Source organism: Danxiaibacter flavus, assembly GCF_041060425.1.
Lineage (GTDB): Bacteria > Bacteroidota > Bacteroidia > Chitinophagales > Chitinophagaceae > Danxiaibacter > Danxiaibacter flavus.
Map to the genome: position 1 here is coordinate 1 of NZ_JAULBC010000016.1, position 23180 is coordinate 23180.

19 protein-coding genes and 1 riboswitch are annotated in these 23180 nt (G+C 42.3%); of the genes, 6 read left to right on the forward strand and 13 right to left on the reverse strand.

The window, feature by feature from the left end:
• The coding region (locus QTN47_RS27610; RefSeq protein ID WP_369332699.1) for a hypothetical protein at positions 1-2385 on the reverse strand (2385 nt) is incomplete at its 3' end.
• Between the two features lie 535 nt (positions 2386-2920).
• On the opposite strand from QTN47_RS27610, the gene QTN47_RS27615 reads away from it, so the two are divergent.
• A complete protein-coding gene (locus QTN47_RS27615; protein ID WP_369332700.1) occupies positions 2921-4255 on the forward strand; it encodes a DUF2252 domain-containing protein in 1335 nt (444 codons plus the stop codon).
• Between the two features lie 70 nt (positions 4256-4325).
• Here QTN47_RS27615 and QTN47_RS27620 read toward each other — a convergent pair whose 3' ends face one another.
• On the reverse strand, positions 4326-5141 hold the full coding sequence (locus QTN47_RS27620) for a carboxylesterase family protein (RefSeq protein WP_369332701.1): 816 nt from the start codon (positions 5139-5141) through the stop codon (positions 4326-4328).
• A 249-nt stretch (positions 5142-5390) separates the two neighbouring features.
• On the opposite strand from QTN47_RS27620, the gene QTN47_RS27625 reads away from it, so the two are divergent.
• Genes QTN47_RS27625 through QTN47_RS27635 form a run of 3 tightly spaced genes read left to right on the forward strand, consistent with a single transcriptional unit; the run spans position 5391 to position 7307 of the window.
• Positions 5391-6065, forward strand: a complete 675-nt coding sequence (locus tag QTN47_RS27625; protein WP_369332702.1) for a FadR/GntR family transcriptional regulator — start codon at positions 5391-5393, stop codon at positions 6063-6065.
• A 10-nt stretch (positions 6066-6075) separates the two neighbouring features.
• Positions 6076-6912, forward strand: a complete 837-nt coding sequence (locus QTN47_RS27630) for a sulfite exporter TauE/SafE family protein (protein ID WP_369332703.1) — start codon at positions 6076-6078, stop codon at positions 6910-6912.
• The gene (locus tag QTN47_RS27635) at positions 6909-7307 is read left to right on the forward strand and encodes a DUF1634 domain-containing protein (protein ID WP_369332704.1); all 399 of its coding nucleotides are present in this window, start codon (positions 6909-6911) and stop codon (positions 7305-7307) included. Before QTN47_RS27630 ends, QTN47_RS27635 begins: the two co-directional genes overlap by 4 nt.
• A gap of 317 nt (positions 7308-7624) precedes the next feature.
• On the opposite strand, the gene QTN47_RS27640 is transcribed toward QTN47_RS27635, so the two are convergent.
• Positions 7625-8968 (reverse strand): FAD-binding oxidoreductase, encoded by a 1344-nt coding sequence (locus tag QTN47_RS27640; RefSeq protein ID WP_369332705.1) that lies wholly within the window; start codon positions 8966-8968, stop codon positions 7625-7627.
• Between the two features lie 507 nt (positions 8969-9475).
• Positions 9476-9537, forward strand: a riboswitch (Fluoride riboswitch).
• Between the two features lie 39 nt (positions 9538-9576).
• Here QTN47_RS27640 and QTN47_RS27645 point away from each other — a divergent pair.
• Positions 9577-10896, forward strand: coding sequence for a voltage-gated chloride channel family protein (locus tag QTN47_RS27645; protein WP_369332706.1), 1320 nt, complete (start codon positions 9577-9579; stop codon positions 10894-10896).
• Positions 10897-10982: 86 nt separating this feature from the next.
• Entirely contained in the window at positions 10983-11363 is a 381-nt protein-coding gene (locus QTN47_RS27650) for a hypothetical protein (RefSeq protein WP_369332707.1), read from the forward strand.
• 570 nt (positions 11364-11933) lie between these two features.
• Here the strand turns inward: QTN47_RS27650 and eutC are convergent.
• The 10 genes from eutC to QTN47_RS27700 all read right to left on the reverse strand — a co-directional run bounded on the left by eutC (position 11934) and on the right by QTN47_RS27700 (position 23057).
• Entirely contained in the window at positions 11934-12689 is a 756-nt protein-coding gene (gene eutC / locus QTN47_RS27655) for an ethanolamine ammonia-lyase subunit EutC (RefSeq protein ID WP_369332708.1), read from the reverse strand.
• Between the two features lie 17 nt (positions 12690-12706).
• Positions 12707-14086, reverse strand: a complete 1380-nt coding sequence (locus QTN47_RS27660; protein ID WP_369332709.1) for an ethanolamine ammonia-lyase subunit EutB — start codon at positions 14084-14086, stop codon at positions 12707-12709.
• Between the two features lie 13 nt (positions 14087-14099).
• A complete protein-coding gene (gene eat, locus QTN47_RS27665; RefSeq protein ID WP_369332710.1) occupies positions 14100-15431 on the reverse strand; it encodes an ethanolamine permease in 1332 nt (443 codons plus the stop codon).
• A 393-nt stretch (positions 15432-15824) separates the two neighbouring features.
• Positions 15825-16859, reverse strand: a complete 1035-nt coding sequence (gene cydB / locus QTN47_RS27670) for a cytochrome d ubiquinol oxidase subunit II (RefSeq protein WP_369332711.1) — start codon at positions 16857-16859, stop codon at positions 15825-15827.
• 166 nt (positions 16860-17025) lie between these two features.
• Positions 17026-18411, reverse strand: coding sequence for a cytochrome ubiquinol oxidase subunit I (locus tag QTN47_RS27675; protein ID WP_369332712.1), 1386 nt, complete (start codon positions 18409-18411; stop codon positions 17026-17028).
• A gap of 438 nt (positions 18412-18849) precedes the next feature.
• A complete protein-coding gene (locus tag QTN47_RS27680; protein WP_369332713.1) occupies positions 18850-19647 on the reverse strand; it encodes a glycerophosphodiester phosphodiesterase family protein in 798 nt (265 codons plus the stop codon).
• Between the two features lie 116 nt (positions 19648-19763).
• Positions 19764-20165 carry a hypothetical protein gene (locus QTN47_RS27685; protein WP_369332714.1) on the reverse strand — a complete coding sequence of 134 codons (402 nt, stop codon included), beginning with the start codon at positions 20163-20165 and terminating at the stop codon, positions 19764-19766.
• A 200-nt stretch (positions 20166-20365) separates the two neighbouring features.
• The gene (locus QTN47_RS27690; RefSeq protein WP_369332715.1) at positions 20366-21499 is read right to left on the reverse strand and encodes a redoxin family protein; all 1134 of its coding nucleotides are present in this window, start codon (positions 21497-21499) and stop codon (positions 20366-20368) included.
• A gap of 386 nt (positions 21500-21885) precedes the next feature.
• The gene (locus QTN47_RS27695) at positions 21886-22023 is read right to left on the reverse strand and encodes a hypothetical protein (RefSeq protein WP_369332716.1); all 138 of its coding nucleotides are present in this window, start codon (positions 22021-22023) and stop codon (positions 21886-21888) included.
• Positions 22024-22169: 146 nt separating this feature from the next.
• Positions 22170-23057, reverse strand: a complete 888-nt coding sequence (locus QTN47_RS27700; RefSeq protein ID WP_369332717.1) for a sugar phosphate isomerase/epimerase family protein — start codon at positions 23055-23057, stop codon at positions 22170-22172.
• Positions 23058-23180: the final 123 nt, after the last annotated feature.

The window sequence follows — 23180 nt, forward strand, 5'->3', positions numbered from 1 at the left end:
TTCATTATTATTTACGACCAGTGGTGTTGGTCCTGACCAGTTATAAGTTACACCGGCTGTGGTACTTGTTGCCGTCAGAAGTTGATCTGAACCTTCACACACTGGAGTCATGGCAAGAGTCGGTACAACAGGCATTGTTCTTATACTTGCAGTGACCTGCGTGGAAGCTGAAGTGCATCCGTTAAATGTAGCCGTAACTTGATATACACCTTCAACGGCACTTGTTGCATCACTTATAGAAGGATCCTGAAGCGACGAAGTAAATGACGGTCCGACCCAATCAAATGAAGATCCTGTTAAAGATGAAGTCGCATTAAGCTGCAAAATATCTTTCTCACATGGATTATTTACAGAGGCAGTCACAACAGGATTTGGCTTCACCGTAGCTTTAACCAGGTTAGTATTGAAGCATCCATTTGCTGCAGTTGCAACTACTGTATACCAACCATCATCAGCAGAAGTTACATTATTTATTACAGGATCTTCAGCGGTTGAAGAAAACGTAGTATTAGGACCTGTCCATTTAAAACTTGCATAGGTTCCGGCTGATACATTAGCATACAGGTTCAGCGTTTGCCCTTCACAAACTGATCCGCTTGAAGATACACTCGGTACCGCAGGCCTTGGCTTAATTGTTACATTTACTGTGCTTGAGGCAAAACAACCGGTCGCATTGTTAGTTGCTGTTAAAGTATATACAGCTGCATCAGAAAGTGATGCCTGTGCAGCAATTGTAACATTGGCGCCGGTAGCTGAGTTATTTGTTGGCCATGTCCATTGATAACTGTAGCCTGAAATTGTTGAGGCACTAAGTCCAAGGGGCATTCCTTCACAAATTGGAGAATACGGATCAATAACGGGCGATGCTGGATTCGGGTTCACTGTCACGTTCACCTTGCCATTGCTGAAACAACCGGCCGATGATGTTGCTGTCAGAATATAATCACCACTAGAAGCAGTCACAGCATTATTAATAGTAGGATCGGCTGCAGTTGATGAAAATGCATTGGGCCCGCTCCAGAGGTAAGTTTCACCGGAGCCACTAGCTCCTGACTTTAATAATATTTGTCCATTTTGACAGAGCGTTGTAGCCTGTGCTGAAACAGCGATGACTGGTTTCGGATTTACCGTGGCGAGAGTAGTAGCAGGCGATGAGTAGCAACCACTGAAATATGAACGAATGCTGTAAATGCCACTGTCAGATTTTTGTGCGGATGCAATGCTATATGGACTCGTAACCGTGGATGTTTGCCCGTTTGGTTTTATCCACTCAAATGTAGCTCCTGCTGTCGTTGTTGAAAAAGTAAAATTAAGAGCAGAGCCTTCGCACAAAGGCCCATTGTTGCTGATAACCGGTTGTGCAGGCGTTATATCGGTGGGGGTTACCGTGATCGGATCAGAGAATCCACTACAGTTGTCACTTCCAAGATTGCCCGCTGACGCATACATAACGCGATAAGTAACAGGCCCGCCGCTTGCAGGCAGGGAAGGTGTAGTAAACGTGCTGCTGGCAAGACCATTCGGATTTACAACATTCACCCAGCTACCGTCGGATAATTGCTGTTGCCATTGATAATTAATACTCGTAAAAGTACCCGAAGCAACTGAAGCCGTAATATCAAAAGTGCGGGAAGCACATTCACTTGCTGTACGTGTTTTTGCAACACTTGTTAACGTTGCAGGAGGAACACAAACGCTAAATGCAACATCATCTAATGCAAGATCATTTCCACCATTACCTGTCTGGTCATTTCGCACAACTACCTTTACTCTATCGAAACCAGTTGGCACCTGGAATGTTAATGAAACTTGCACCCAAACAAGCTGAGTCGTAGAGGCGGGATATGGCAGCAGACCAGAAAACGCACTGCTTAGAACTTCATCGGTATCCGGATTCCGCAGTTCAATTGTCAGTTTTGGCTGAATTGATCCCGAAACATGGCAAATATTGGTTGCGTAAATGGAAAAGTTACATATCATACCCGAACAAAGGTTGTCGTACACCTTTTGATAAAAGATGTTTTGCGTCCCCTTAGAGTTCACAAGGAGCATATACCCATTATTTCCGGTATGGTCCGGCGCATGTACCCAATCGGAACTCATAGTGTACGTAGGATTTTTTCCTCCGCTTTTGGTACATGTGACCAGTGCTGAATCCGGAGTTTTGATCAGGCAATACATGCTATCTTCAACTCTTTGGTGGTATGTATTCGATCCACAAGTTTGAATGGAATTACCATCCATGAAAAAATAGTTGGTAGCGCTTCCTAATGAAGGTCCAAATAACGAAGTTCCATTACCAAAATCATCTGTTTTAAGTACGCGAAGGTTACAGGTTTGGGAGTGCACCTGCAGTGTAGCAAATAACAAAAATAGGGTAAGCAATAAGCTTACAATTTTTACTGGCACACTCGTGCATAAAAGTATCCTATGCCGGTGTAGATTACGGTCAGCGTTTCTGAGCATGGATATTGGATATATTGGATATTGGTATACGCTAAAAAAACGGTTTAGTACTCTTAACGTATTTAGCAAATTTATTGGTAGCGAGTCAATTGAAAAAATTAAAAGCAGTTAAATTTTACCCACACCACCAAAATTCAAAATTATCGTAATACATTTTTAAATTAATATTAGCAAATGTCAATGTCAGTGCACGATTCATTCAAAATATCGAACCGACCAACATTGACGAAAAAAGGAATTATCCACAAGATAAATCCGGAACATATATGTATTTTTATTAATTATTTAGTTTTCTTTAAGAATTAACAGCCAACCAACGGTTTTTTAAAGTCGTTAAATTGGACTTCATCGGCAAATTCTCATTTCTAAGCCGGGCGGATTGCAATTCTTTTATTCATTGATTAAATTAGTAATGAATAGCTCATTTCATTCATACTCATACATAATTCAGTCCATGAGGCAAGATCAGTATAAAGCAGGAAAAGAACTCAGGAAGAAGATCAGCCGCAAATCTCAGGCTGATTTCAAAAGACCGGGCAAACGGGATACAGTATTAAATATGATCAAAGCATCGAATTACGACCGCATACCTGAACTTATCCCCATCCGCCACTTTCGTATGAGTCAGTCACCCTTCGCGTTTTATCGCGGCACCGCTTCCCTTATGGCCTACGATCTGTTCCATCAGCCACACACCGAACAACCGGTGCAGGCGATCGGCGATTGTCACCTGATGAACTTTGGTGGATTTGCAACGCCGGAAAGAGCGATGGTAATTGATGCCAATGATTTTGACGAAACACACCCTGCTCCGTGGGAGTGGGATCTAAAACGGCTCGCTACGAGTTTCGTACTTGCAGCCAGAAACAAAAATCTTACGGAGGCTGATGCAAGGAATATTGCAACTGCTTTAACTACTTCCTACCGGCAAAATATGTTCGAGTTTGCAGATATGAACATGCTGGATCTCTGGTACATGAAGTTTGACCTGAAAATGATCAGAGATAAAGCCCGAAACAATACACTCAAAGCATTGATTGATGAAGCGCTGAAAAAAGCCAGTCAACAGACCCAGCAAAAAGTATTTTATAAGATCACTACCAACGTTCTGGGATCGTTTGAAATAACGGACCAACCGCCACTGATCTACCATCCCATTGATGTAAAAAAGGAGCATGCAATGATTGCAATTTTCATGGAGAAATATATTGAAACGCTGCAACCTGACAGAAGATGGCTGATTAGTAATTACAAGGTGGTTGATGTTGCATTAAAAGTTGTAGGCGTGGGTAGCGTGGGCACGCGGTGCATGGTTGTACTTTTAATGAACAGCAAAGATGAGCCTTTGTTTTTACAGGTAAAAGAAGCCAGGCAAAGTGTGCTTGAGAAATATACAAGACCAAGTGCCTATGCGCATCATGGCCAAAGGGTTGTTGAAGGACAAAGGCTGGTACAGGCTGCAAGTGATATCTTTCTTGGCTGGAGCACCGGTCCGAACGGAAGAGCATTTTACTTTCGCCAGCTTCGCGATCGTAAAATAGCGCCTGATATAGATCTTTTAAATAAACAAAATCTTGCCGCTTATGCTGAAACATGCGGCAGAATGCTGGCAAGGGCTCATGCAAAAACAGGCAACCCTTCTTTGTTATGTGGCTACATGGGGAACAGCGATACGTTTGATAAGGCGATAACAGATTTTGCATCTGAATATGCTGATCAAACCGAAAAAGATTTTGAAGATTTCATGAAAGCGATTAAAGCAGGCAAACTGCCTGTTGCTAAGGAATAAATAAACAGGCCGGCAATGTTATTTTTTTTTGCCGGCCTGTTTATTTTAATGTACTTGACTCTCACTGCTATTAACGATGATACTGCAGCATCCACTGGTACATGTTTGGATTATAATATGTGTTGGATAAAGTGTACATATTGTTCCATCCCCCGTGCCCCCCGGTATATGGTGTAAATACTGCCAGACCAGGTGCAGATGTATTAATTACATCTGCGTAATGTTGATTATTCGCAAAATACTGATCTGCATCACCGCAATAAATCTGCACATGAACTCCTGCATTTGCAATGTATTGCAGTCCGGTTATCTGGCTATGATTCAAGTTCGTTATGCTCATTGGAACAGCAGCTGCAATGCGGTTGGCGTTGGCCTGGTTCGCGGTTAGAAAATCCATAACAGAAGCTGCTCCCAAACTCAGTCCCGTAAGATAAATGCGTGTTGTATCCACCTTATAATGAGAGATCATATAATTGATCACACCATTAGATGAAGAAGGTGATCGTTGACCAGCATCGCTCTGCGGACAAACAACTATCATCCCGTAAGTTTTGGAAGCCACACTAAATACAAATCGCAGACTGTCTGCCATAAATTTGGGAGGACCTAACTGCAGCATTTTGTTCAGATTGGTTCCCGGAGGGAATCCATTACAGGCGTCGGTAGAACCTTCACACAAACCATTATAGAATATCAGCAAAGGATACCGGGTTGTGTCTGATGCTTTATAATTGCATGGCAACTGCAGCCAGGCACTGTCATTATGATACACAGTGTTATCCGTCTGAACGCTTGTTCTTATGGATAAAGGCTGAGCACATTTACAAGCTGCATACAGGGCGGCTATTATAAAAATGGCCGTGATCATCTTATAACGGTGGTACATATCTGTCGGTTTTTACATCCAAAATAGAAGTAAATTGAGAAAAGTGCAATAGTGTATCTCACTTAAAATCCGTGAATTATCACAGTTTCTCCTTAAGAAAAAATTAATCATCGAAATGAAACTCTTTCATCAAACCGGCTATGACCCCCTCAAATACAGGCGCAGCATTGTTCTACGACTTCAAACTTTTTAATTAAAACATCAGATGTTTTAATTAAACATCATACCTTTATACTTCATTGAAAGAATATGAAGCAGATGCAAGAGGCAAATAAATCTTCTAAACTTGCGGATGAAGTGGTAGTTGATCTGCAGCAGCAGATATCACTTGGAAAATACAAAGAGGGAGAGAAAATTCCCGCCGAGCCGGAACTCATGAAAACCTATGGCGTCGGCCGATCCACCATACGGGAAGCAATAAAAACATTGGCAAGCACAGGCATTCTTAAAGTACGGCAAGGTTCAGGAACATATATTAACGCACGTCCCTCCCATTCAGAGTCACTTGATGTGCGCCTGCGCCGATCGCGCCTAAAGGAAGTGAATGATGTTCGCTTTCTTTTGGAAAAAGAGATCATTAGACTCGCAACTTCAAACAGAACAATCAAGGACATCAAGACGATGCGCAAGGCACTGGACGACAGGACCGCCGCTTTATATAAAAACGATTATGAAGCATGTGCTGATGCAGATATCAGATTACATACCGCGATAGCTTCGGCTTCACACAATAGTGTACTGGCTGACCTGTATAAAACTTTCACACATACGATCCGGGATTTCTTTAATAAAAGAGGTTCCGCCGATATTTCAAAATTTGCAGCAACACATGTTTTGCACGTGCAGCTAACTGATGCTATCATTAACAAAGACGCCAAAGCCGCAACCCTTATCACTGAAACATTGCTTAAGAATAACTATTAAACAGAAACGCATGAGCATTCTTGTTTTTACGCTTATCATACTCGCCGGTGCATTTGTAGCTGGTATGCTGGGCTCTCTCACAGGACTTGGAGGAGGTGTGGTACTTATTCCGTTGCTAACACTGATATTTCATGTAGATATACGCTATGCCATCGGCGCATCGCTTATATCTTCAATAGCCAATTCTTCTGGTGCAGCAGCAGCATATATCAAAGAGGGCATTACCAATGTTCGCATTGGCATGTTCCTTGAAATTGCCACAACTACCGGAGCTATTATTGGTGCGCTGTTGGCCGTATTCATACCTACCAATGCAGTTGCCGTGATCTTTGGCCTGGTATTGATATTTTCAGCATTTATGTCTGTGCGCAACAAGACAGATCATACAGAAAATATTGATAAAAGTCCGCTCGCAAGAAAGCTTCGTCTCAATAGCAGCTATCCTACAAAAGACGGGATTGTTCATTATAAAGTGCAGAATGTTGCCGGAGGATATGGACTGATGACGTTTGCCGGTATCATGTCAGGACTTTTAGGTATCGGATCCGGTGCACTGAAAGTGCTTGCAATGGATAACATTATGCGAATACCTTTTAAAGTATCTACTACAACAAGCAATTTTATGATTGGCGTTACCGCTGCAGCAAGCGCTGTCGTTTATTTACAACGCGGATATATTGACCCCGGACTTGCATTGCCGGTGATCCTTGGCGTACTTGCAGGCGCTTTTGGCGGCTCCCGTTTGCTGGTCAAAGCAAATACAAAAACATTGAGGATCCTGTTTTGTGTGGTCATCACATTTCTTGCCCTGGAAATGATCTATAACGGTTTAAACGGAAAATTATGAGGCACTTGTTTTCTGCCAGCTACTGGGAACAAAAAGACGTTGAAAAACTTATTGGCCGCCTGCTGCGTACGGGGGTTGTATTAGCCAGTATTGTAGCATTTATAGGCGGCATTTTTTACCTGTACATCTACGGAAAAGGCCAACCACAATATCATGAATTTATTGGAGCCGCCGAACCTATGCGCCACATGAAAGGCATACTGCAGGGAGTTGCACAAACAGACGGTGCAGCCATCATTCAACTTGGTGTGGTAATCCTGATCTCAACGCCTATCGTACGTGTTGCATTTTCCGCGCTGGCCTTCTTTATTGAAAAAGACTACAAGTATGTATTGATCACTTTCATTGTGTTCTGTGTAATTATGTTTAGCATGATCAGCAAAATGGGAGGGTAAATTAATTGACAATGTGCAAATGTGCGAATGTGCAGATGGGCGAATGTGCAGATGTGCAAATGAGGGAATGTGCAAATGGGTGAATGTGCAAATATGCAAATGAGTAAATGTGCAGATGTGCGTTATTGGTATATCAAATTGAATGTGTAATCAAGATCACCAGACAAATATGACCTACCCCATATTGAAAATTTATCTCTAACTAATCAAACAATTAATGCTCACCCGACATCGAACGGAAACATAATTTGATCGAGTACATTCCACATTTGCATATTCGCACATCTGCACATCTACACATTGTCAATTCTCAATTTTCAATTATACAAACCCAGTCTTCTCGAAATATCTGAAGTGAATACATTTGAAGGATCGTATTTGCTTTTTATCTGAAGCCATTCCTTGTATTGAGGATACATGGCCTGAAAGACTTCTTTGTGTAACATGGCATCTTTCCCAAGATAGATACGTCCGCCTGCTTTTAAGATTATTTCGTCCAGTTGAGCAATAAAGGCACTCAGTTTAGATGTCACGGGAAAATCGATCGCAAGTGTATAACCTTTGAATGGAAAGGATAAAATACCCTGCCCCTCTCCCATCTTTTTGAATACATTTAAAAATGGAGAGCAACCGCTGGCAGCTATTTTTTCCAGGATCAGTATCAATACATCGCGTCCACCGGTTTCCGGTATTACAAACTGGTATTGAATAAATCCTCTTCTACCATATCCTCTGTTCCAGTTATGAATAGCATCAAGCGGAAAAAAGAATTTTTCGTAATGCACAAATTCCTTCGGTGAATTTTGAACAAATGCAATCACGCGATTCAGCATGCTTGCAGTAAGTTCATTCAACGTAAAATTGGGGAGAAAAAAAGGTACGCCTAACTTATTTGGCTGATGGATCTTCAACTGTTCGTCTTTATACTTCGCAGGTAAATCGTCCAGTGTAGCTGCATTGCCAACCGTTAAAACCCCACTACCTAATTTCTTCCCTTTTGCAAGTGGGTCTATCCATGCCACCGAATAATTATAGATCTTATCATTTTCATCGAGCGCAACCAACATCTCATCGAGGTTATTAATGACGATTGAACGCTGTTTGAAATAAGTGGTGCTTATTTTTCTAAGCCTGATCTTTGCGGACGTAATAATCCCCAATAAACCAAGACCTCCAAAATTTCCCCAGAACAAATCTTCATTTTCTGTGCGGGATGCCGTTACAACCTCACCTCCGGCAAGCATTATATTGAACGAGATTACGCTGTTTACAAATGAGCCATCGTGGTGATGCGCCTTTCCGTGAATATCATTGGCTATCGCCCCGGCGATGGTAACAAATTTTGTACCGGGGCAGATCATCGGAAACCAACCGGACGGAGCAAACGTGCGGATAATTTCTTCAAGGCTTGTACCGCCTTCACACTCCAACACACCAGTCCCCTCATCAAAAGCGATCATGTGATTCATCCGTGTACATACAGCTGTGTAACCTTTGCTATTGATAGCCTGGTCACCATAACTTCTTCCTAACCCCCGTGCAATTATGCAGGCTGTTTGAATGGCTTTTTTTGTATCCATCTCATTTTCGGGATGAAGAACGATTGATTCAACCATCGGATAGTTTCCCCATCCTGCAACAAATTGTTTATTGGTAGACATATTCAAATAAACAAAAATGTCGTGATAATTTGAAAAGAAATATGAGGGAAAGTATAAAGCTTAAAGCCTAAAGCTCAAAGCATGAGGCGTAGGGTTTAAGGCGTAAGGTATAAGGTGTGAAACATCGGACATTAGGACGAGGTGAAAGTGCAAATTTTAAAATTGCATTCGGGAGACTTCTCCGATTTCATTGCCGTCGGTTTTAACCGACGGATAATAATTGAATTTAACTTGGCTTTAGCCTAACAAAATAAAGTGTGGCTAAAGCCATGTTCAAGTTAGCCTTATTTTCCGTTCGCTAAAGCGGAACGGCAATGAAAAAAAATCACAGCACCCTAATCTGTCATTGGCACGACAGGAGAGGTTTCCCGAATATCGACCTCGGTCGCGATATTTTATGAGCGTTTACTACTGCCCCCTCAACTAAACGGCACACGTTGTCAATTCTCCATTTTCAATTATCAATTAAAAAAATATTATCCTATCTAAAAATCTTGTTTATTTTTACTTTTTACAGGAAATGGTGTCTTCCTTATCAACTGCTTTTTGCTGATGGCGCCTACGTAATAAAATGATCAATCATTTTAACTGATTTATTGTAGGCATATATGGACAAACGCAAATATTCACTCGAACATTTTTTTGTTTTCTCACACTTATTAAAATGGACCCTTATTGTATTGCCGTTGGCTCTTTGCATAGGGTCAGTAGTTGCATTTTTTTTATGGAGTCTTGAACAGGTTACTCAACACCGCCTTGACCATCCGTGGCTTTTATACCTGCTACCTGTCGCCGGCATTGTTATTTACCTGATGTATACGTACCTCGGCAAAGAAAGCGAGTCTGGAAACAACCTCATCATCGATGAAATACATGAGCCGCGAAAGGGCGTTCCTGCTATAATGACGCCGCTGGTTTTGCTTGGCACATTGATCACACATCTGTTTGGCGGTTCAGCAGGCCGCGAAGGTACTGCGGTTCAAATGGGCGGAAGCATTGCAAATCTTTACGCAAGGGTTATCAAGCTGAAGCGTCAGGATCTTAGCATTCTTCTGATGACAGGGATTGCGGCAGGATTCGGTGCAGTATTCGGAACGCCTGTCACAGGAACTATTTTTGCGATGGAAGTACTCGCTTTGGGCAGCATAAAGCATACGGCGTTAGTGCCCTGTTTTATTGCCGCATTACTGGCTGATGCTACGTGCACAGCCTGGGGCATACATCACACAGAATATCATATTCTGTTTGTAGATGACGATCACGCCTATTTGCCATTTCTTCATATAGATCTTCCATTACTTATTAAGTCAATTTTTGCGGGTGTGCTATTTGGTCTTGCCGGCTTTTTTTTCTCACAACTATCTCATGGCATTAAAAAAACAGCAAACCGCTATATTCCTTACAAATGGCTGATACCTGCGGTAGGTGGTTGTATCATCATACTGCTAACGTTTATTCTGCAAACAGACAGCTATCTCGGCCTTGGCGTATCCAACCCAAATCCGGCCTCCGTTAGTATTGTTTCGTGTTTTAAAGAAGGCGGAGCCACCTACTGGAGCTGGTTCTGGAAATTACTTTTTACGGCAGTTACCCTGGGACTTGGTTTTAAGGGAGGAGAAGTTACACCATTATTTTTTATTGGAGCTGCTTTAGGAAATACAATCGGAACGATTACCGGAGCACCGGTTGACCTGATGGCTGGTCTTGGATTTATAGCCGTGTTTGCAGGTGCAACAAATACACCGATAGCCTGTACCATAATGGGCATTGAACTATTCGGCTCTAATAACATACTTTACTATGCTGTTGCTTGCTTTACCGCTTATTACTTCAGTGGTCATTCCGGCATTTATGGAGCACAACGGATTGGACAGGCAAAAATTGATCTGCTGAAAAAAGACATGAATAAGCGGCTAAATGATCTGTAGTTTACCTGTTATTTTAATTCTTATAATGAATCAATTGTAGTATATTTAATGGTCATCACCTATCAACGAACAGTAAATAAATTGCCATGAAAAACATTCTTTCACGTTGTTTAAAGATTGCAGGATTATTATCAGTTAGCCTTGCTATGTCATCCATTACGTCATTTGCGCAATCAGGCGACAAAACCATTTCCGGTGAAGTGCTTGATATGTCCTGCTATATGGCTAAAGGCGCACATGGCATGGATCATAAGGATTGTGCATCATCATGCATTAAAGGGGGATCTCCAATGGGCCTTTTAACCAGCGATGGTAAAGTTTACCTGCTGGTGGAAAACCACGACAAAAAGGACGCATATGCAGAGGCGAAAAAACATGCCGGAGAACAGGTTACAGTTTCTGGTACCGTTTCTGAAAAAGGCGGCTTGCAGGGCATCGTTGTAAATGAAGTAAAAGCAAAATCTTAAAACGTAGTATACCGACTTCTAAAAGCCTGGCGATGCCGGGCTTTTTTATTTTCGAAAAAATGTAAATCTTTCATTGGCCCGGCAGGTGATATCCAGCCAGGTTGACGATGCTTGCCTGATTAAACGACATTGGCTTAGCAACGCACGGTTTAAAAAATTCGTTGGTGAGAACACCAACGACTAACACTTAACAACAAACTGCACATGTGCAGTACATCATTCAGTATGCTTTACGATCAGACTATAACAAAACCGTAACTAATACCCTATCTTAAAGTGGCAGGCATAACAGCATAAGCCGGCATAACTGGCCAACAATATTCTACATGCACCCAAACAAACATAGCCGGGTAAGCGCCAAACAGAACGCAGCAGGGCATACCCGCCTTACACAACCATTGGTAAAGCTGAATACATGTTAATCAAAAAAATCAGATAGCAAACTGCAAGCGAAGAATTGTATACAAGTACAAAAAGAATAAACAACTTGTATAAGTTAATTTGATACTGCGAGTTTAGTGAAAAAAACAATACGGATTAACAGCAAACGTTTGTTTTTTTTAAAATATATCAAGCGTGTAGCAACATTGTATTGTCTTTCAGCTCAATTCCGGAAAGCTTCAAACGTAAAGATTCTTTAATAAGGTAGAAGATTTTGTCGCATGCTGCATTGTATTGCAATCCCTCCGGGCGGATATTCGAAATGCAATTTCTTCTTTCGTCCGTAAACCCCTTTTGCGGAGCATAAGTAAGATAAGCCCCCATGCTGTCAGGAGAAGTCAATCCGGGCCTTTCACCGATCAGCATCAAAGAAAGTTTCGCGCGAAGCAAACTGCCAATTTCATCGCCGGCAGCAACTCTTCCCTGCTGCAACAGAACTACCGGTGCCAGCGAAATATTTTCTTTAATAAGACGAGGTACCAGTAACTGTAATAATGGAATAGCATGCATATTCACAGCCGTAGCGGACAACCCATCAGCAATAATGATAGCAATATCGTAATCGCCCGCATCTATCTCCAAAGCATGGGCAGAAGCATCATCCAGCATACGTCCAAGATCAGGCCGTTGCAGGTAGATCATCCTGTCCCTTGCCCGGGTGTGAAGCTGATAAGAAGAAATTTTAAGATGCTGCAATCCGTCCTGCAATCCTTCAGTATCTAATACCGAATAAACCGCATCCCTGGCTTCGGCATGGGCAAGTTTAAATTGCAGTGATTCATTTAATGGAACAGCAGTTCCCGTTCTTCCCAAAGCAATGCGCGCATTGGTAAAAGCTTTTAATGAGCTCCATGAATCGGGTTTTATCAATTGATCTCCAGGCATTGGCTTAAATAAATTGTTTAAAGAACGGTGTTCATCAGCATTTTATGTGTTTCTCCCGGTGGTAGTTGCCGGCCATTCTCATCCATGATTTGTTGACTCACGAGCCACTGCTCAAATTCAGGCGCAGGCCGTAATCCCAATACTTTTCTCACATACAATGCATCATGAAAAGAAGTGGACTGATAGTTCAGCATTATATCATCAGCACCGGGCACACCCATAACAAAATTGCATCCCGCAACTCCCAGTAGTGTAAGCAGGTTGTCCATATCGTCCTGATCGGCCTCAGCGTGATTGGTGTAACAAACATCTACTCCCATCGGCAAGCCGAGCAGCTTAGCACAGAAATGATCTTCAAGTGCAGCGCGAATGATCTGCTTTCCATCATACAAATATTCAGGGCCGATAAAACCAACTACAGAATTCACCAGCAACGGATTGAATTTCGCTGCCACTGCATAAGCCCTTGCTTCACAGGTTTGCTGATCAACACCCTCATGCGCATTTGCTGACAATGAACTCCCCTGCCCTGTTTCGAAGTACATAAGGTTATTACCAACTGTTCCCCTGCCGAGTGATAGCCCGGCTTCATATGCTTCTGCTAACAGTGATAACGATACACCAAAGCTGCTGTTTGTTTTTTCTGTACCACCGATTGATTGAAATACAAGATCAACCGGCGCGTTGGCCTTAATGAGTTCAAGTGTAGTAGTAATATGGCACAACACACAGGATTGCACAGGAATATCGTACTTAACACGCAGGCTATCCAGCATCTGTAAGAGCCTGTTAACAGCCGCCGGGTTGTCCGTTGCGGGATTAATGCCGATGACCGCATCGCCACTTCCATAGAGCAATCCGTCTACAATGCTTGCTGCCACACCTTTGGGATCATCAGTAGGATGATTGGGCTGAAGCCTCACAGAGAAACGCCCCTTCAGACCAAGTGTATTCCTGAACCGGGTTACAACTTCACATTTGCGGCTGACACTGATGAGATCCTGGTTTCTCATAAGCTTACACACAGCTGCAACCATTTCTGGTGTTAACGCGGTGCTCAAAGTGCTTAACGTATGTGTATCGGCTTCATCACTTAACAACCAATCCCTCAATTCTCCGACAGTAAAATGTGCTATCGGCGCAAATGCTACACCGTTATGTGAATCAATAATGAGCCTGGTGATCTCATCATTTTCATATGGAATCACCACCTCATTTAGAAAAGTTTTTACCGGCAGATCTGCCAATGCCATCTGCGCGGCTACACGTTCCATATAGGTTTCCGCCGCCAGTCCAGCCAGTGCATCTCCGCTTCTGAAAGGCGTGGCCCTGGCCATTAACGTTCTGAGATCGCTGAACGTGTAGGTATGCTGATGAATGGTATATTTATAAGGCATGACGGTTGTTGTTTTAAGCCATTATTTCTTCAACAAGCATTTCGTCGGTTATTTCGTCCTGGTGCTTTCCCATCAATACAAAGATCATAATAACTATTGCTAGACCGGTAAAGAAAATCAGGCTTAGCAGCAAATTATACCAGATAATTGCGATCAGGCAAATGACTGACAGAACTAAAGCCAGGATGGGAAAGTAAGGATACAAAGGTGTTTTAAAACTTTCAGAGGCAACGGTCTGCTTCTTTTTCCAAACGAGCAGGCTTACCATACTAATGCAATACATAAACACCGCACCAAGGGCTGAAAGAATAATTACCTTATCTGTTGTGCCTGTAAAAATAGATATTAAGCCGGCAATTCCCCCGGCAATCAAAGCCCTGTCCGGCGTACGGAACCGCTTGCTCACTTTTGCGAGTGCACCCGGCAAAAAGCCACTTCTCGCCAAAGCAAATATTTGCCGTGAATAACCAATGATCAGGCCATGAAAAGAAGCGATCAATCCAAACAAACCTATGCCTGCAAAAAATTTCGTCCAGCTATTGGTCTTTCCTAGCACAATACTGATCGACTCCGGCAACGGGTAATCCATCGCGCTGAGTTGCCTCCAGTCAGTTATACCGCCGCTGAAGATCATCACTCCCAATGCCAGCAGTACCAACGTTGCAATTCCCCAGATATATCCTTTTGGAATATTCCGTTGCGGATCGTGTACTTCTTCTGCTACCATTGCCACACCTTCAATACCCAGGTACAACCATACTGCAAATGGCAAAGCAGCAAATATTCCACCTATTCCATAATGATCGTTATTGGCTGTAAATTTCTCCAGGCTGAAATGGGGTGCCACTATACCCATAAACATTAGCAACTCCGCCACGGCCAGTACAGTTACGATGAGTGTAAAAACTGCCGATTCTTTAATACCAAGCATGTTAATCAGCGTAAACAATACATAGCAACCGACTGCTGTATATTTTACGGCAATGGCAGGATACAGAAAATGTACATAACTGCCCAGTGCAAAAGCAATTGCAGGCGGCGCAAACACAAACTCCACCAACGTTGCATAACCGGCTATCACGCCGCCCAGGGGACCAAACGCTTTGCGTGCATATGCAAATGGACCGCCAGCGTGCGGTATGGATGTGGTTAATTCTGTAAAACTGAAAATAAACGTTACGTATAGCACTGTAACAATGAGTGTTGCGATCAGGAACCCGATGGTGCCTGCGACGCCCCATCCGTAGTTCCATCCAAAATATTCGCCTGAAATTACCAGTCCAACCGCAATGGCCCACAGATGCGCAGGCTTAAGTACTCGTTTAAGTGACGGGGAAGAAGACATAAGCAGATAAGTATGTACGTAAGATAAGAAAAAGATGGTAAGATCGTAAGACAGTAAGACAGTAAGATGGCTAGTACCTCATTTCATCGAGTTTTACCTTGCCTTTGAAGGTCCAAAAACAAAGGTTGTATAGATGGCTACTAACGGTACCCCTATTGCCGCAACGGTTAGCATAAAGACATGTAAGACGCGTAAGAAAGTAAGACCGTAAGACAGTAAGATAGTAAGATGCTAGTAGCTCATTTCATCGAGTTTACCTTGCCTTTGGAGGTCCAGAAAACAAAGGTTGTGTAGATGGCTACTAACGGCACCCCTATTGCCGCTACGGTTAGCATAAAGACATGTAAGACGCGTAAGAAAGTAAGACCGTAAGACAGTAAGACAGTAAGATGGCTAGTAACTCATTTCATCGAGTTTTACCTTGCCTTTGAAGGTCCAGAAAACAAAGGTTGTATAGATGGCTACTAACGGTACCCCGATTGCCGCAACGGTTAGCATTACGCCGAGGCTTTTTTCTGAGGATGAAGCGTTTCTGACCGTTAGATCGTACGCGGGATCGATTGTTGATATGACCAAATTGGGATACAACTCTACCGCAATAATGATCAGCAGAAGACTTATAACAACTGATGACGACAGAAATGCATAACGGTATTTTTGTCGCGAGATATTTCTTGTAATATTAGCGATAGCAAGCACCATAGCCACCGGCACAAAAAACAACCACGAATTTTCTTTAATGCGATGCGAAAGATGTGGTACGTACAGGAGCGTGTAAAAACTCAACAATAAAATGGTAATAGCAAATGTGATGGTTGTATTTTTAACGATGATCGTAAGTCTCGTGTACAATCTTTTCTCCGTCTTCATTACCAGGTAAATGGCACCATGCATCATAAACAGTGCGAGTGTTGTAGCACCTACAAGCAACGAATAAGGATTTACAAAATCCCACGTGGAGCCTGTATAATTACCTTCCCTATCAATTGCAAGCCCGATAAGTACATTCCCCAACACAAGACCAAGCGCAAAAGCAATAAGCATGCTGGAAACACTGTAGCTGATATCCCACATTTTACGCCACCAGATCATGGGTTCTTTACTCCGGAACTCTATAGAAATAGCCCGGAAGATCAGTGCTACCAGGAACAAATAAAACGGAATGTAAAAAGCAGAGAAAACAGACGCATATACCTTCGGAAATCCCGCAAACAAAGCTCCGCCGCCAATTACCAGCCACACTTCATTACCGTCCCAAATTGGTCCAATGGCATTTAGCGCAATCCTTCTGCTTTCCTCCTTCTTTAAAAATAAATGCACCGCACCGGCCCCAAGATCAAAGCCGTCCAGGATTGCATATCCCGTAAAACATGCACCTATAACAAGATACCACCAGGTTGCGTAATCTATTCCTAAAAAAGTTGCCATGGGCGATTGGGGATTTGAGATTTGAAATTTAAAATCTTTTATCAACCTTCCTAACTGTAACAGCTCCAAAATAAAATCAACATGTTACACCCGCGTACTTCGTAATTCGTACTTAAATCATACATCCTGCACCATACATCGTACATCTTACATCCTACATCGTCCATCACAAACGGTGTTTTTCAAAATTTTCAGCAATTTCTTCCAAATGTGGACTGTGCATTTCTTCTGCGAGTCCTTCCGGACCATGCTGAATCTTCTTATTCAGAAGATAAAGAAACAATATAAACAACAGCGCATACACCAAAGTAAAGAGAATGAGTGAAAATACTACCTGGCTGGCCTTGACGGAAGCAGACAACGCGTCACTGGTCCTCAACAAGCCGTAAACTACCCAGGGCTGCCGGCCTGTTTCCGCGGTATACCATCCTACCTGGTTGCCTATTTGTGGCAGCAAAACACTCCACATAAAAACATGCATCAGCCATTTCTTTTCGAAAAGTTTCTTGCGACGATAAAGTATGAATGCCCATGTTGTCAGAACGATCATAGCGATTCCTACGGCAATCATTATATGATATGATTGAAATACGATATTCAATGAGCCAGGCCGGTCTTCCGGCTTAAATGCTTTTAATCCTTTTACGGGAGCGTTGAAGTCACCGTGCGTAAGAAAGCTTAATCCACCGGGAATAGCCACACCGTGTGTTTTTTCATCGCGGGTGTTTATGTAACCAAATAAATACATATCTGCCCGCGAACTGCTATCAAAATGCCCTTCCATCGCCGCCAGCTTTGCAGGTTGATAATCGGCAACAACGTCTGCTGCTTTATGTCCACTGAACAATTGTGCGTATGCTGATAATAGACCCACGCTCATTCCTATAACAAATGATCTTTTGGCGAATTCAAGATGCCGCCCTTTGATAATGTAATATGCCGCAATGCTCATCACCAGGAACGAACCCGCCAGGAACGCACCAATCCAAACATGAATCACTCTTTCTACAGATGACGGATTGAATACCATTGCCCAGAAATCGGTGATCTCAGCTCTGGCTTCCAGCCCCTGCCCTACTATATGATAGCCGGCGGGGGTTTGCTGCCAGCTATTGGCGACGACAATCCAAATGGCAGAAAACATGGAGCCGAGCGTAACCATTATTGTTGAGAAAAAATGAACTTTGGGGGATACTTTGTTCCATCCAAACAACAATATGCCGAGAAATCCGCTCTCCAATGCAAAAGCAAAGATCCCTTCAGCGGCAAGGGCACTTCCAAACACATCTCCAACGTATTTTGAATAAGTTGCCCAGTTGGTGCCGAATTCAAACTCCATTACAATACCTGTTGCCACACCAACACCAAAGATCAACGCAAAAATTTTTGTGAAAAACCGGGTCTGCTTTTCGAATAATGGGTTACCGGTTTTAAGAAACATGCCTTCCATCAACACCATGTTCAGCCCAAGGCCAATACTAAGAGGGGGATAAATATAGTGGAAGGAGATGGTAAACGCGAACTGTATCCTGGATAAGATTTCAACATCCATACGACCGTTTTTGATGACATAAACATTCTGTCTGGTTCAATCATTTCTGCCGCACTAAGGAAAGAGAAGCCATTGGCTTTCAATATGTAAATATCCCACTTTATTCGATAGAACGGATCAAAACAGCAACCGATAATGAAAAGAAAATCGACGATCTTCCTAAATAACGGAGAACCATTGACGAAGGAGAAAAACATGAGCTACAAATAGTAGAAAAAATTAAGGGCTGGATAGAAATCCTGCCCCTACATTAAATCCAATATCCTATGAAAAACCGAACATGTATTGGCAATGACAGTGCCAAAAAGCTTAGCGCCTGACAAGCAAAGATTTACAAAACCGGTTTTCTTTTATTAAAGTTTCAAATTGAGAATAAAACTCTCAAAACGAGAAAAAAGTTCTCTTGGCGTTGCGTCAATAATCAGGCAACGCTGACTTTCAATTTTGATGCAAAAATTTCACCAGGTCTTCGGGATGATCTGATTGTAGTCCCTGGACTCCCATTTTCAATGCGTCATTCCATTTCGCAGGCCCTTCATCATTCCCCTGGATATCCAGCCAAACTGCAACGTGACGTTTATTCAGAAATGGAATCATGGCGGGATCAGCGCTGTCTGTAAATTCAACCGGTGTCTTTTTGAGAAAGGTATTTAACGCCTCTTCTGTTTTGATATTTTCGGGAATGCTGGCCATCAGCGGCATTTGCGGGGCAGCACTTTTCCATTGGGAATATTGCTCTTCCTTATTAAGGTAAACAACGATTTGTTTTTCCATTCCTGCGGCTTTAATAAGATCATAAGCCTGCACAACATTTGCATCTTTAAAATCAAGGTATATATGAATCTTTCCTGTACATATTCGCAACGCATCTTCAAACAAAGGAATCTTATAATGACCCGTATCGGAGGCAGAGGCCGGGCGAACGGTAAGTTGCATTAATTCATTATAAGTAAGGTCACTCACTTTTCCACTGCCATTGGTCGTCCTGTTTACAGTTGCATCATGCATAATCACCATTTTTCCGTCTTTTGTTGTACGCAGGTCCATTTCCACAAAATCTGCATGGCAGGCAATAGCCTGCTCAAAAGAAGCCAGTGTGTTTTCCGGCACATGCTGGTGGTTGCCCCGGTGAGCTATTACAACAACACGGTGATTTATTTCCGGGAACAGTGATTTCTGAGCGGGTACTGTATTGATAAAAAATAAGCCAAGGATTGGCAAAAGAAATTTTTTCATGCTGGTAAATTGACCACCAAAATACTAATGCCAGGGCAGGCAAGGTATTAAATAATGTTTAAGACATCGTTTCTCTAATAATTAAGCCTGCCGGCAATGGACGATAATCCCCACAGCTATTTACCCCTTTTTACTTTTCGCGCCACAATGGCTTTACGCTTTCGCCACGTTGCTATAGGCTCAAGTTGCAATACCTGTTTATTCAGATTTGTGACAAGGCCCATACGCTCCATGATAGCCCTGCTTATACGGGTGATTTTTTTATTGGCTGCGATGGCGTGTTTTTTTGAAAGATAATCTTCTTCAAACGATTTTATACCGGTGTTAATAACACGCAGCTCATCGCGATACTGGTGAAGCTTTCTGTAAATGATCATCAGCCGGCTGTAGGGAAAATCATTGAGCGGTGACTGTTTTATCGCCTCTTCGTATAGTCGTGCAGCTTCCGTAAGGCCACCTTCAGCTTCGGCATGCTTGGCATTTTCTATGATTTCCCAGGGTGAAAATTTTTCGTTCACACAATTACGTTTAAGGTGATACAATGATTAACAACCAACCCTATAAACCTGTTCACATAATCGCGTTAATCATGTATTTAAGTTGCGGAAAGTAAATCTTTCCAGAGACCTTTTCCGCATGTGCGAAGTTAATTACAAACCCTTTTAAACCTGTTAAACATTATGAAACATTAACCACATGTAAACACAAACCTGTTGACTTAATAGTACCTGCCAATCAGGTGGTTTTCAACTATCCTTTTTTTCATTTCTGGAACGTCTATAGCTCCTTGTTTTGCATAGACAATTTTACCGCCCGGCTCAACAAGAATTGTGTAAGGCAATGCGCCTTGCCAGTTGGGGTCAATTGCCTCAATTAGTTTGTATTTATCATCTATGCTGAATATATAATTGGAAGACGAAGATTGTTGTTTTTGCAGAAATTTTAGTGCTTTGTCTTTTTTAGCGGGATCGTCTGCGCTAATGCTTATGAATTCAAAGTCACGTCCACGGTACATCCTGTTTATCGTCATAAAATCAGGGTATTCAGATACACACGGACCGCACCATGTTGCCCAAACATTAATCAGGCGAAGTTTGTCCGAATTATTTTTAAGAAGATCCTTTATCCCTGCTTCATCAATCATTTCCAGCTTTACCGGTTCTTTTGCCCAGCCTTCTGCTGCTTTTTTATTCAAATCTTCCTTCTCTTTCCACTTAACAGAACAACCGAACACCTTGGTTGATTTTACCGGCACTTCCTGTTTGCCCAGCAATGCGTCGATGGCATTGCGGGCATCTGTATTGTTAACCTTTTTCCCGGGCTTTTCAACGTCGTCTATGCGGCCCTGGTAACGAAGTTTTCTTTCCTTATCGAAAATAAAAACATGCGGCGTTGCTACAGGGCCGTATGCGTTGGCGGCAGCCTCTTCATTACCATCATACAGATAGGGAAAATTGAATTGTTTTTCTTTCGCCCGTATTTGCATTTCTTCATAAGAATCACTCAGATCTGTATAACCAAGTTCACTTAATTGCACAGATGCGGGATCGTTAGGCATGATTGCCACAAGTGAGACCCCTTTATTTTTATAATCTGCAGCAATACTTTTTATGCGTTCTTCATAAGCCTGGGCAGTAGGACAATGATTACAGGTAAAAACTATCACCAGCACATTGGCGTCTTTAAAAGAAGCGAGTGAATACATTTTACCATCTACACCTTTCAAATTAAAATCAGGCGCAGATGCACCCAGCGCCAATGTCGGATGATCACTAACGGGGGATGCCTTACAAAAAAAAATGTTGAAACAAATGGCAGCAATAACAAGCAGCGTTGGTCGTAATAATTTCATTTCCGTTCTTTTTTAATAATACAGAGAAAAGAAATTTTAATTCGTTCTAAAAGTTATGACTTTTTGAATAACAACGCAAGGGGGAGGAGGTTTCAGGTTTCAGCGATCAGCTATCAGCCATGAGCTATTAGCCGTTAGCCGGAAAATATAGACATGGAAAATGGATTTTGGAATACAATGTAAGTGAAGGGTATGTTCATGAAAAGACGACAGGCAAAACATAGCCGTTTCAACATTGCACATCTGCACGTCATGTCACGCATTTGCACATTTACACTGTCATTTTCAATTGTCAACTTTCAATTCTCCATTAAACAAAAACAGGTCCCGCACTTACTGCAGAACCTGTAAAAACCAACTAACTCAATGTTATACTCAACAAAAAATTACCTCTTGGTAATACCTTTTTTGAAACGTCTCTTTTCTTTATCGAAGATCTTATCTCCTTCGCCTGGTTTCTTTTGCACTTTTAGTTCTTCCTCTTTCGGAGAAATCATGTTTTTCTGATATTTTGAAGTTTCCATCTCGGTATTTTGTTTTTGATTAGCCACAACCACTAAGTAGCAATTGCCAAGCCAATCGCTTTTACACTTGATTAACAATATACCTCGGGAAATTAATTTCCTGATATCACAACATCAATCCACAGGCTGAGGAATTTTGTACCAAATTATTGCGGCCAGTGCTCATTAATCTTCCTTCGTAAAAAGGCTACACTTCTTTCCAGCTGAGCCATGCCGTCAACTCCATCTTCTATGCTGATCCAGTTATCGAAGCCTACCCGCTTGAGTTCTGAAAAAATAGCATCGTAATCATTCAGGCCTTTGCCGATTTCTCCGTGGCTTAATCTTTTGGCATATCCGGCTGCGCCGCCTTCTTCTTTTCGAAGATCCTCAATTGTTCCTTCCTTCAAATACCTGTCGCTGGCATGCATAGTGACCACCCGATGGGAAACTTTCCTGAGGAGTTCGAGCGGATCTTCACCGGCGAGATACGTATTGCTGGGATCATAGTTCACACCAAAATTGGGATCATGAATGCTGTCAACCAACATACCGAACACATCCATTTTCTGGGCGAACTCAGGATACTCCCAAAAATCATCTTTGTAGTGGTTCTCCAGGATCAATGTAATGTTTCTTTCGCGCGCGTAAGGCAAACATTCATGTATACAATCAGCAGCGAGTTTAACACCTTCCTCAATCGTCAGCTCAGGCCTCCGCTGACCAGATAACACCCGGCAGTAAGATCCGCCAAGCTCATATGTCATGTCGATCCATCCTTTCTGTTTTTGAATTTCTTTATCCCTGAATGCTTTGTCAGGATGTGTAAAATCAGGAGAACAGCACATCATGGGAATTTGCTTGCCCTTGTCTTCTACCTGTTTTCTAAAGACGGACCAATTGGATCGATCGGCCATTTCAATAAATCCTGCATACCATTCAAGACCATCGATATCGAGTTTTGAGGCAAGTTCAATCCATTCGGATACTTTCATCGTTCCATCTTTGCAAAGCGCCTGCATAAAGGCTTTGGGAAATGCAGCCAATTTTGGCATTGGGGTATATGTTTTATGTTTTTAATTAATTTGAAAGCGTTCCAATTAAAGTCAAAATTCAAAAGTAAAAATTCAAAAGTTCAGTTTTGGTCAGGTTAACTATGTACTGAAATTCTCAAATCA